Source organism: Paenibacillus sp. FSL P2-0173 (assembly GCF_038008045.1).
Classification (GTDB): Bacteria; Bacillota; Bacilli; order Paenibacillales; family Paenibacillaceae; genus Paenibacillus; species Paenibacillus polymyxa_B.
On record NZ_JBBOYK010000008.1, the window covers coordinates 95,053 to 107,037 of the forward strand.

The window sequence follows — 11,985 nt, forward strand, 5'->3', positions numbered from 1 at the left end:
GATGTGAATATCCTCCCGCTGCACCTGGCAGTCAGGAGGACAAAAGGACAGTTTAAAGTGCGCTTCCACCCTGTCATTGATCCAGTGAAACAATTTCTTCCGCCTCAACCACCAATCGATCCCCTACGGAAGCCCGACCGCTTCCAAGAATATAGCCCCGCCGACGCTTGATCACTTCAAAATAAAGATCAATTCGGTCCCCAGGCTTGGCCAAGCTGTGGAATCGAATTCCATTGAGGTTAGTCAGGTATGAAATTCCTTTTTTATCAATCGCAGCGAATGCCGCTAATTGTGCAAGCGACTCCACAATCAACATAGGAGGCATGTATGGGTTAGTGTCAGTAATGAACCACTCACTCCAGGTGACAAGCTTGTATCCCTTCGCCCATTGCGACGTTTCGTACCCGGTCACGCCATCCAACAGAAGAAATGGGTACCGGTGCGGAAGCACATCCGGGATATGGATTAGCTCTTCGCTCACAGGCTTATTCCCCTTCCCACTTGCGAACAGCAAGGCAGACGTTGTGCCCTCCGAAACCAAATGAATTGCTAATCGCCGCGCGGACCTCGCGTTCCTGATATACATGCGGCACAAAATTCAATTCAGGAGCTTCAGGATTGTAGCAATTGAGTGTCGGTGGTACTTTGCTGTGAATCATACTCTGCACAGTCGCAATTAATTCGACTGCCCCTGCACCGCCCATTAAATGGCCAGTCATGGATTTAATAGACGATATCGCCAATTGGGGGGCATGCTCCCCGAATACTTTTTGAATAGCGTTAATCTCCATACGGTCATTAAATGGCGTACTCGTACCGTGGGCATTGACATAGTCGATTTCCTGCGGTGTCAAGCCGCCATCCTGCAGTGCGATGTTGATCGCTTCTGCCGGGCCGGAGCCAGAGGGATCTGGAGCCGTGATATGATACGCATCAGTTGTGCATCCGTAACCCACAACTTCGGCCAGAATGGTGGCTCCGCGGTTCAAAGCATACTCCAACTCCTCCAGCACCAAAACTCCTGCTCCTCCACCGATGACGAATCCATCGCGATCCACATCAAACGGACGACTAGCCTTCTGCGGCTCTTCATTACGTCTGGAGAGAGCATGGATATTCGCAAAAGATGCCAGATCAAGCTGACTAAAATTGGCTTCTGCTCCACCAGCAACCACAACATCAGCCGTGCCGTACTGGATCGTACGTAATGCCTCACCAATGGCATTACTTCCTGTGGCACAAGCCGTAACCACAGCAAAAGAAGGCCCCTTGGCTCCAATAGCAATGGAGATTTCACCAGGTGCTGAATTAATCATCATCGAGGAAACAAAATAAGGAGAAACTCTTTTGGGACCAAGCTTTGTTAATTTCCCATAGTTCTCCTCTATAACGTCGAGGCCGCCTGCTCCAGAGCCGACAATAACCCCCACGCGACTTGCATTCCGCTCATCAATCACTAATTTTGATTGCTCCACTGCCTGCCGGGCAGCCGCCAAAGCAAACTGAGTGAACTGTGCGACTTTATTAGCTTCCTTCTTGCTCATATATTGCAATGGGTCAAAGCCCGTAACCTGTGCACCGATCTTTGTCGGAATGTCCGCTGTATCGAAAGCAGTGACAGGTCCGATTCCGCTTTTTCCTTCCAACAGTGAATTCCAGAAATCCGTAAGATTAAGCCCGACCGGCGTTACGACTCCCTGTCCAGTCACTACAACACGTCTTCTCACTGTATCCACGTCCTTCGTTGAAATTAATTCTTGGAAGCCTGTTGCTCGTAGAGAGGAAAGTCGCCATACACATGACTGATTTTTTCATGCACATCCGCAAGATCAGCATATACCTCGACGACCACAAGCTTGTTCTCCTGATACTTTTGCCAAGCAAGCTGAAGCTGTTCCCGTGCCTCTCCCTTACTCCGAATTGCAAGGCTTTCCACAAACTCATACTGAGGAATTTGAATTCCTGTCTTGGCCGCCTCAGAAACAAACGGGAGGGACCGCCCTGTGAGATGTTTATAATTCATCTGATTCTGCAACCAACCATAGCCACCATTATTGAGTACGATATAGATTAACGGTATTTGATACTCCACCGCCGTCATAAAATCCGAACAGAAGAGATTGAACGCACCGTCACCTACAAGTGCCACTACTGGACGTTGTGTCGCCACGCTTGCTCCCAGAGCAGCCGCCGCACCGAATCCAAGACTCGTTTGATCACTAGGAACAATCGAAAGAGAACCGTGGGCAAAGCGAAAATATGGATAAAAATAGGACCACATATCCTGCAATCCATTCTCTTGAAGAAGCACCAGATTTTCAGGGAACTCCGTCTGAATCATGTCCAACAGCTCAGGAACGTGGATTCCAGGGGTCTTTTTCAGCTCTTCCAGATAAATAGCCCTGTGAGAAAAAGCCTCCTGTTTACAACTCCCAATCGTTTCAAGCCACACTCCATCAGGCTCCTGCCCACGTCGTTCAAGCCACTGCTCCACCGCTGCATATCCATCACCGAGCACCTTGATACCCTTGTATTCGTGTGCAAAATCCTCCAGATTTACATTAACTTGAATCAAAGGTGTATCCTGTAGCAAAATATCCCACTCGAAGGTAGCCGTTTCTTCCAATCGACTGCCCAGTGTGATCACCACATCAGATTCCTTCCAGATTTGTCTTAGACTGAGATCTGTATAGAGTCCCGCAACACCACAGAAGAGTTCGTGGTCTTCATCAACTACACCCCGTCCCGAGGCGGTTGCGAACAAGGCCGCTCCATGTTGGTTAGCGAACCGCTCAATCACATCACCTGTACCTGACTTCATGCCGCCTCCGACTAGAATGAGTGGTCTGCGGGCGTTCTCAATAATTCCCCACGATGCATCCAACTCCCGACGAGACGGAGAGCACGACAGCTTTTCTGGTGGGGTAAACTGAAGCCCTGTTGGCACAGGCTGGTCCATCAGGTTTTCAGGGAGTTCGATATAGACAGGACCCGGTGCTCCATTGATAGCCAAAAAGGCAGCCCGCTCCATCGCCCATACAAGCCGATCCACATGCTCGACACGATAAGCCCATTTTACGAGTGGCTTCACGAGTGAGATTTGATCGGCTTCCTGAAAGGATCGGGTACCCAGCTTGTCTCCGCCAGTGCCAAGCGCCAAAAGCAGGAGCGGAGCGCCCAGGTTCTTGGCCTCCAGTAGCCCTGTGAGTGTATTACTGAGCGCAGGGCCTTTCCCCACAACGCATACGGACATCTGGTTAGTGGTGAGCGCATAACCTGCTGCCATGAACACAGCATTGCGTTGATCCTTGCACAGAATAAAATCCATACCGGATGAGGGGAGTGACGATACGATTTTGAGATCATCACTTGGTAATCCAAAGAGATGCTGAACCCCAGCCGATTTTAAGTAGCCAATGATGGCATCCCAAGGGAATAAACTCGCAGTCATACCAAACTCCTCTTTTCCGACAAATATTCTGCGACAATTTCTGAAATCAAGATCGGCTTCGAAATGAGCTTGAAATCGTAAAAAATATAGTTCGACATCGTGCCATAGCCACCAAAAGGCTTATTGCCTTGATCCACATCCTCAAGCGTCTGATTAATGGTCAGCGTGTGCTTCTTTCGCAGAACGTCCGCCAGGTGACTAGACCCGTATAAGCTGCAACCCATTGCTCGTTCACTGAAATAACTGGAGGAAATACGCTTGATCAGCTGCTCGTCGTCTCGGTAGCTAACCACGTTGAAGACCGGTGAAAAATACTCAATAATCTCCAAATCCTGATCTAGCTCGCTATATACAACCGTTGGCTCCATCTTTTTCGTACGGAAATCAATGCCACCGCCGTAAATAATAAACTTATCGTTCGTATTAAAATATTCAGAAACCGAGTTCAGCGCATCTTTATAGAAAATAGGGGAATAGTTTGCGTTCGGATCATCGTTGGCTCCAAACACAAGTTGGTCAAGCCGCATAATCAGCAGGTTTTTGAAGCTCTCTGTCACATCTTGATGTACCAGAATGATGTCGGGTCCCAGGCAGTCCTGTCCTGAGTTGAACAGTCTCATTCGGATTACATCGGTAACCGCCAGTTCCAGATCAGCATCGGGTCCGATGACGAAAGGATTGATCCCTTGTCCATAGAAGATGTAGAGTTGGTCTTTTCGGATTTGTTTTTTGATCTTCTCCGCATTGACATAGCTCCCGGTGAACACCACAATATCAGCTGGCATAACCGAATTTTCCATAAAAACCCTTTGACTGACCTTACGAATATAGATGGGTAATCCGTGTACAGCCTGAAGCTTTTCATGCAGCATGTTGACGTACTCGTTTACGTGAGAAGAAGGGCGAAAGTCTATATTTTCAACGTACAGGGACGGAATCAAGAGGTATAATGCATAGGAGTACAAAATGACGTTGGAAGGCATGAATACAGCCATAGATCGTTGCCAGCTTGGCTGATAGGTCTGCACTTCTTGCAGAGCACCTTGAAGTGTGAGGATCGTGGAGTCAATTTCTGCATTGGCGGCCCGATAGGATGAAAATTGCGTGAGAATATCCATCACTTCCTGCCGATTTTCAATCAAATAATTGAGGCACTTCAGAATAGATTCATGCCTTTCCAAAAACAGTGTGTTTTCTGCCAATTCTGGATTTATACTCATGGCACATTCTCCCTTTCCTATATGCGGTTTTGGTAAATATTTTGCTATACTTTGCGAGAAGCAACTTTCTCCAGGGCAATACGCTCCATCTCCAGACGATCCACTTTTCCATTGCGATTTAAAGGAAAGTGGTCGAGCGGAAGCAAAAGATCGGGAAACATGTATGAAGGAAGTACACGATTTATTTCTTTACGGAGTACAGACAAGGCTTGCGAGGATTCGCCTTCGATGAATGCAACAAGCAATGTCCCTTTAGCCTCATCCTCCAAGGTGATCACGCAGGATCGGTAACCTAGCGAACCAATCCGATCCTCAATATAGACAGGAGATACCATATAGCCCATCCGGTTGACCGTCTTACCGCTGCGACCAATGACATACAGCATTCCGTCATCCAGATAGCCCAGATCCCCCGTCTTGAACCAGCCGTCCTGTAGAACCGATTGCGTCAAGTCTGGACGATTCAAGTAACCTTCCATGCGTCCAGCACTATGTATCCACACTTCGCCTACGATACCGTCCGCCTGCTGGTTGCCTGTAGAATCTAGTATTTTCAGCTCCACACCAGGTAAGGGTAGACCACAACCCTTCGGACATTCTAGCGTCCCCAGTGTAACGTTGCCCAGTTCAGAAAGGCCGTAACCATTCAGGAGGGGCTGTCCAAATATGTTGTTAAATTTCTCTTCAAGGTCTTGGGTAAGTGGGGAACCGCCTACGCACCACATGCGCACCGGAGCTTCCTTGACCATTTCCAGTTGTTCGGGTTTTCGGTTTAGCATACGCAACAAGGTGTAAAAAGCAGAGGGGTTAGCGTCTACGACCGTCGCCCGGTCTTTCGTAATACTTGCAATGACGCTCCAGAGGTTTTTTGGATTGCAGATGATGAGAGAACATGAGGTTAACCACCAGGAGAAGATAAGTGAGATTCCATAAAAATGAGAGAACGGCACAACGGGGAGCATATGGTCAGACGGTAGGTAGTTCATGGCGTGTATGGAATGCCTGATATTCTCCATAAAAGCTGAACCAGCTTTCACGATTCCCTTGGGTTTTCCCGTCGTACCTGAAGAATACAGAATGAGCGCATCTGGCCTCTCGCACCACTTGTTAAAGTCGAGGGCTTCAAGCTTTGGCTCTCCCACCCAATCCGGGTGTACTGCTTCTTCTTGAATCAGATCTTGAATCAGAATAACGAGAGCATGAGGAAGTTCTAAATCGGAATCCGTAAGGATGCAACAGGCACCCGCTTCATCATAGATTTGAGCCACCTCATCGAGCACAGTCTGCTCGTCCACCACAGTCACCGAAACAGCGATATTGCACAGGGAAAACAGAGACACAACAAACCAATAGGAATTGGCCGCTTTCAGAATCACTCTACCGTCTTCGGGAATTCCTCTGAGCGTCAACATCCGGGAGAAGATCGTAACGTCTCGCTCCAGACGTTCCCTAGTCATAATTCCTTCAGGTGAGATAATACGGCAATCCGTATGCGTAATAAGCACAACGTTCCCTCCTTACATCCCCGTAATATGGTATCCAGCATCTACATGGATAACTTCACCCGTAATGCCTCTCGATAAATGGGAAAATAGGAATAACGCCGTATCTCCGACTTCCGACGTATCAACCGTCTTGCGTAGGGGCGTAGTTTCTTCAATATGTTTGAGCATTGTGTTAAAATCTTTAATGCCATAGGCAGCCAAGGTCCGTATCGGACCAGCGGAAATCGCATTTACGCGAATGCCATATGTGCCCAGATCATTCGACAGATAGCGCATGCTGGCTTCCAGTGAAGCCTTCGCCACACCCATAACGTTGTAATTTTTGATCGCTCGTTCTGCGCCAATATACGTCATGGTGACGATACTTCCACCCTCTGTCATCAGTGGGTATACTCGACGGGAGACAGCAGCCAGAGAATAGGCACTGATTTCTTGTGCAACGGCGAATCCCTCACGAGAAGTGTCAACGAACAAGCCATCCAAATCCTCAGCCTTAGCATAGGCGACACTGTGAAAATAACCATGCAATACGCCTACTTTTTCTTTTAGAAAATCCGCCAATGCATCAAGCTCTTCATTGCTTTGAACATTACAAGGACAGACCAGTGCTCCTGGAATGGTTTCAACGAGCTTTAGTACCCGCTCTGCAACCCTCTCATTTTCGTAAGTAAAAATGAGCTGTGCTCCTTCAGCAGCTAAAGATTGAGCTGTCCCCCAGGCAATACTCCTGTTATTAGCCACGCCCATAATCAAAATGTTCTTACCGCTCAGTAGTACTGCCACAGAAACCACCTTTCTTTTTTACATTTTTAAACAAAATAACAACTTAACTGCGTATGTCTACATTTATAGACATATGTAATCTTTCCTGGAATATTATCGCGTTAATTGCCAAACTTGGATAGGCGACGTTTTAGGCAAATCACAAAATTTATTTTAAAATTGGTGGAACACATCTTGTATGCTGTCTGTCATCTCACAAAAAATAGTTGTGTTGCTTCCGTTGGTCTGTGTTCAAATCGAAAGGGATACATGTGTGAAAAAAGGTAGCGAGGCAAAAATAAGGTGACTGTCAAAGCGAGTTAAACATAAAATCCTCATATTTTTGTAAATATTTACATTCCGACGACGGACTCACCCCACTACCGGAAGTAACCACTTCATTTTCACCAACAATGAGTCTTCCGATTTGAACATCCTGAGTGACCAGCCAGATTTTATCTAATCTAAGTGTAAAGCCTTAACCTCTATAGACTACGCTTTTGTTTTTTGGGAGCTAAAGTATAGCTAAAGGAGACAACAAAGTCGATTGCCAGAACGATCGCCCATGTTTGCATAATGCCCTCCAAAGACACCGTACGCTGCGGATCATCAACATACATAATGATGGCAAGCAACAAAGCATTACCTATAGCCCAACCCAAAAGGTGAAGCAACCAACCTATCCGTTCCTCTTTTGCATGAGCAGCACCATACTTGCGTTCAGGCTTGGGTCCCTTACCAAACCAATGGGAGAACCGTACATCCGCCCACTTAATTAACCTATGACCAAATGCTACTGTAATACCAAAATAACAGGCCGCCAAGCCAGTAGCAGTCGTAATCTCCATGCCACTTTTCACCGTGATGAACACCGCAATCAGTAGCAGGATATCAATAATGGGGGTAAATAGTAAAAGAAGACCGCCTAATTTCTTCAAGCCAAACATATACCTTGCGATCAAGCCTGCAACAACAAAAACCCAAAATAAAACTTCAGCACTAATAATAAATAAATACATAATAGATGATTCCTTTCAAATTAGAAATTGGTATTCACCTCAACTATCCCCCTTTCATGCCCACTATCATACAATATTATACATAATATTCCTAGTATTTTGTCTATAATTACATAAAAGGAAACAAATAGCCGTTTTTTCTGCGAAAATCAGTATCTGTTCAGCCCATTTCGTCTTGTTCTCAAAATGGGCATTTTACATGATATGCTACCCATAAAGAATTATGATGATCTGAAATGAAAAAGATGTACCTATGCTAATCAGCACGGGTACATCTTTTTTTACAGATACACTATCCAATTACAATATGACCTTCGGGACGACGGTACAATGTCTTGGTCGAGCGTGGACGAATGGCATAGGCAATCGTAAGAGGACCAATCCGACCAATAAACATAGTCACACAAATAATCAGCTTGCCTGCGTCAGACAATCCTGGCGTCACTCCTACAGACAACCCTACCGTTCCGATTGCGGAAGCAGCCTCAAATGCAAGGGAGAGAAATGGCGCATCCTCTGTCATTAAGAGCAGTATAACCACAATCGAGAATATAAATAGGGCCAGTACAATAATGGTCAGCGCCCGCATCATGATATCTTTGGGGACCCTATGACGGAAAAACACAATTTCCTTCTGTCCTCGCATGACGGCGATTAGCGCACCTACCATAAGCAGAAACGTAGTCGTTTTAATTCCTCCTCCCGTGGAGCCCGGAGAAGCACCGATAATCATCAGCAACATAATAAAAAACTGACTTGCCTGCCTTAACCCGCTGATATCGACTGTGCTCGTACCTGATGATCTCGTGGAGACCGATTGAAAGACAGCTCCATATACTTTGCCTTCCCAGTTCAGCGCACCCAAGGTTCGTGCATTGGTAAACTCAAAAACAAATAAAACCAGCGCACCAACCACAATGAGCACTCCCGACACGCTAAGCACCATTTTGGAGTGTAGAGACAGTCTCCGGGTACGGCGAAAATCGAACAGATCGCTAAGTACAAGGAAACCCAAGCCTCCTGATATAACGAGCACAGATGCAATCATATTGAAAACAAAATCTCCAGCGTACTGTTGGAAGCTAGTCCCGAACAGATCGAATCCCCCGTTATTAAAGAGGGATACGGAATGGAATATTCCATAATATATCGCTTGTCCGACAGGCATCTCTCGCATCCACCGCAAAGCTAAGACGACGGCAGCTATCGCCTCAATGGTAAAAGAAAAGATCAGCACCTTGCGAATAATACGTACGATCCCTTCCATGCTATCGGCATTAATAGCCTCCTTAAGCAGCAACCGATCCTTTAACGATAATCGCCGCCCCAACAACAGCGCAAACAAGGTCGCTAAGGTCATAAACCCCAGCCCGCCTAGCTGCATCAGCACCAAAATGACGGTTTCGCCAAACATCGTATACGTTGAATCGACGTCAACAACGACCAGTCCTGTGACGCAAGCGGCTGAGACGGACGTAAAAAGCGAATCAATCCAATGCGGAGCATGACCACTATGATTGGCAACAGGAAGCATCAGTAGCAAAGTACCCAATGCAATAATCAATAAATATCCGATGACCAATATAAAAGGAGGCGATGCGAACCGACTAAGCTTGACGCTGCGTTTCATTAGAGTATTCTCTCCATCCGTTCTTATGAAAAAGAGGAACAAGACACGGGAAGCCCGGCTGATCCTCTATATTCATAATGTTATGTTATTCTACTGTTGGTTACGCATATGCGGGAAAAGCAGCACATCGCGAATGGAAGGCGCATCTGTCAGCAACATAACCAAACGATCGATGCCGATGCCCAGTCCACCTGTTGGTGGCATCCCGTATTCCAAGGCGCGGATAAAGTCATCATCCATTTCATGCGCCTCGTCGTTACCGTGCTCACGTTCCAGCAATTGTGCTTCAAAACGTTGGCGCTGGTCGATTGGATCATTCAGCTCAGTGAACGCATTCGCATGCTCACGAGCAACCACGAACAGCTCGAAGCGATCCGTAAACCGCGGATCTTGTTCGTTTTTCTTGGCCAACGGCGAAATTTCAACCGGATGTCCAGTAATAAAGGTCGGTTGAATAAGCGTTTCCTCTACGAACTGCTCAAAGAATGCATTCAGGATATGGCCAAATGTCATATGCGGTTCAACCGAAACTTTATGCTCTTTCGCAAGGCGATGAGCTTCTTCATTACTCATCTGCACGCTAAAGTCTACGCCTGTTACTTCTTTAACAGCATCAACCATGGAGACTCTGCGCCATTGCGGCGTCAGATCCACTTCCTGGCCTTGATATTGAATATGCTGTGTGCCCAGTACTTCCTGCGCAATATGTGCAACCATGTTTTCCGTCAATTGCATGATATCTTTATAATCAGCATACGCTTCATACAGCTCAATCATCGTAAACTCAGGGTTATGGCGGGTCGAAATACCTTCATTACGGTAAACACGACCGATCTCATATACTTTCTCCATTCCGCCGACAATTAGTCGTTTCAAATGGAGTTCAATAGCAATACGCATATAAAGCTGCATGTCCAATGCATTATGGTGCGTAACAAATGGCTTCGCCGCCGCCCCGCCAGCAATGGAATGTAATGTTGGGGTTTCAACTTCCAAATAGCCGAGCGAATCGAGATAACGACGCATGGATTGAATAATACGGGACCGTGTAATGAACGTTTTTTGTACTTCAGGGTTCATAACCAAATCGACATACCGCTGACGGTAACGCAATTCAACATCCTTCAGGCCATGATATTTCTCCGGTAATGGATACAAGGATTTGGACAAGACCTCAATATCCAGCACTTTGATTGTCGTTTCGCCCGTTTTGGTCTTGAAGAGCACACCCTTAACACCAACAATATCACCCAGATCCAAAATACCAAATGCTTTATATTTGGATTCAGGTACCGTGTCTTGACGAACATAAATTTGAATACGTCCGCTAAGATCCTGTATATGAGCAAAGCTGGCTTTTCCCATAACACGTTTAGCCATAATACGGCCTGCTATGCTAACTTCAATATTCTTTTCTTCCAGTTCTTCCTTAGTCAAACTGTCATACTTGCTCAGTAGTACGCCCGCTTCAGCCGTGCGTATGTATTTGCGTCCAAAAGGATCAATGCCCAATGCGCGAAGCTCGTCCAATTTGGCACGACGAATTTGTAATAGTTCACTTAATTCCTCGCGATTTTCTTGTGTTTCCTGGTTAGTAGTTTCATCCGACATGGTGCTAAATCAGCTCCTTCAATATGAATAGACGGGCCGGGGTCCGTCCGGGTGTAGAGAAAAAAAGCTTCCACAAGGAAGCTTTTACATTAAATTCCAAAGTCCGTGTCTTATTTCTTGATATCCACGATTTTATATTGAATAACGCCTGCTGGAACGGTGACATCCACAACAGTTCCCTTTTTCTTACCGAGAATTGCCTTGCCAACCGGACTTTCATTCGAAATCTTATTCTGTAGCGGGTCGGATTCGGCGGAACCTACGATAGCATACTCTGTAATATCTCCGAATTCCAAATCTTCAACGGTCACAGTTGCACCTACTCCCACAACATCGGTGTCAATTTCATCACTATTGATAATGCGGGCATTGCGTAGCATCTTTTCCAACGTAATTACACGGCCTTCAATAAAGGCCTGCTCATTCTTCGCATCCTCATATTCGGAGTTTTCACTAATATCTCCGTATCCGATGGCTACCTTAATCCGTTCAGCCACTTCGCGGCGTTTGACAGACTTTAAGTTCTCAAGCTCATCTTCGAGCTTTCTAAGACCTTCCTGTGTCAGAATGACTTCTTTATCGCTCATCTTAACCGATTCTCCTGTCATGGGAAAAGTTTAAAAGTGCATCGGAATGCACGCTTTCAAAACATAATATGCCACTCTGAGGGAATGAGAACATTTCCTGCTGTTGTCTTGAGAGCTGCACACAATTTGTAGCATACATCAAGATTTTATACTGAACGATTATAGGGCAAGCAATTGGAAAAGTCAATCGCGTGCGCAGG

10 protein-coding genes are annotated in these 11,985 nt (G+C 46.2%); all 10 read right to left on the bottom strand.

Features of this window, described 5'->3' with window-relative positions; all coding sequences use genetic code 11:
• Positions 1 to 73: 73 nt before the first annotated feature.
• The 10 genes from MKX30_RS26400 to greA all read right to left on the bottom strand — a co-directional run bounded on the left by MKX30_RS26400 (position 74) and on the right by greA (position 11,785).
• A complete protein-coding gene (locus tag MKX30_RS26400) occupies positions 74 to 481 on the bottom strand; it encodes a 3-hydroxyacyl-ACP dehydratase FabZ family protein (protein ID WP_025721676.1) in 408 nt (135 codons plus the stop codon).
• A gap of 4 nt (positions 482 to 485) precedes the next feature.
• Positions 486 to 1,727, bottom strand: coding sequence for a beta-ketoacyl-ACP synthase II (gene fabF / locus MKX30_RS26405; protein WP_028542501.1), 1,242 nt, complete (start codon positions 1,725 to 1,727; stop codon positions 486 to 488).
• 23 nt (positions 1,728 to 1,750) lie between these two features.
• Positions 1,751 to 3,451 carry a thiamine pyrophosphate-binding protein gene (locus tag MKX30_RS26410; RefSeq protein ID WP_028542502.1) on the bottom strand — a complete coding sequence of 567 codons (1,701 nt, stop codon included), beginning with the start codon at positions 3,449 to 3,451 and terminating at the stop codon, positions 1,751 to 1,753.
• The gene (locus tag MKX30_RS26415) at positions 3,448 to 4,671 is read right to left on the bottom strand and encodes an aldehyde dehydrogenase family protein (RefSeq protein WP_075153521.1); all 1,224 of its coding nucleotides are present in this window, start codon (positions 4,669 to 4,671) and stop codon (positions 3,448 to 3,450) included. Before MKX30_RS26415 ends, MKX30_RS26410 begins: the two co-directional genes overlap by 4 nt.
• Positions 4,672 to 4,715: 44 nt before the next feature.
• Positions 4,716 to 6,176, bottom strand: coding sequence for a class I adenylate-forming enzyme family protein (locus tag MKX30_RS26420; protein ID WP_340981623.1), 1,461 nt, complete (start codon positions 6,174 to 6,176; stop codon positions 4,716 to 4,718).
• 12 nt (positions 6,177 to 6,188) lie between these two features.
• Positions 6,189 to 6,959, bottom strand: a complete 771-nt coding sequence (fabI, locus tag MKX30_RS26425) for an enoyl-ACP reductase FabI (protein WP_013308164.1) — start codon at positions 6,957 to 6,959, stop codon at positions 6,189 to 6,191.
• 464 nt (positions 6,960 to 7,423) lie between these two features.
• Positions 7,424 to 7,957, bottom strand: a complete 534-nt coding sequence (locus MKX30_RS26430) for a hypothetical protein (RefSeq protein WP_023986462.1) — start codon at positions 7,955 to 7,957, stop codon at positions 7,424 to 7,426.
• A gap of 292 nt (positions 7,958 to 8,249) precedes the next feature.
• Positions 8,250 to 9,587 (bottom strand): TrkH family potassium uptake protein, encoded by a 1,338-nt coding sequence (locus MKX30_RS26435; protein ID WP_023986461.1) that lies wholly within the window; start codon positions 9,585 to 9,587, stop codon positions 8,250 to 8,252.
• Between the two features lie 90 nt (positions 9,588 to 9,677).
• A complete protein-coding gene (gene lysS / locus MKX30_RS26440) occupies positions 9,678 to 11,198 on the bottom strand; it encodes a lysine--tRNA ligase (RefSeq protein WP_023986460.1) in 1,521 nt (506 codons plus the stop codon).
• A 110-nt stretch (positions 11,199 to 11,308) separates the two neighbouring features.
• Positions 11,309 to 11,785 (bottom strand): transcription elongation factor GreA, encoded by a 477-nt coding sequence (gene greA / locus MKX30_RS26445; protein WP_013308160.1) that lies wholly within the window; start codon positions 11,783 to 11,785, stop codon positions 11,309 to 11,311.
• Positions 11,786 to 11,985 lie beyond the last annotated feature (200 nt).

Excerpts from the sequence above, each read along its gene's own strand:
- MKX30_RS26410 (WP_028542502.1), bottom strand. The coding sequence starts at position 3,451 with ATGACTGCGAGTTTATTCCCTTGGGATGCCATCATTGGCTACTTAAAA.
- MKX30_RS26415 (WP_075153521.1), bottom strand. The coding sequence starts at position 4,671 with ATGAGTATAAATCCAGAATTGGCAGAAAACACACTGTTTTTGGAAAGG.
- MKX30_RS26430 (WP_023986462.1), bottom strand. The coding sequence starts at position 7,957 with ATGTATTTATTTATTATTAGTGCTGAAGTTTTATTTTGGGTTTTTGTT.
- MKX30_RS26435 (WP_023986461.1), bottom strand. The coding sequence starts at position 9,587 with ATGAAACGCAGCGTCAAGCTTAGTCGGTTCGCATCGCCTCCTTTTATA.
- lysS (WP_023986460.1), bottom strand. The coding sequence starts at position 11,198 with ATGTCGGATGAAACTACTAACCAGGAAACACAAGAAAATCGCGAGGAA.
- greA (WP_013308160.1), bottom strand. The coding sequence starts at position 11,785 with ATGAGCGATAAAGAAGTCATTCTGACACAGGAAGGTCTTAGAAAGCTC.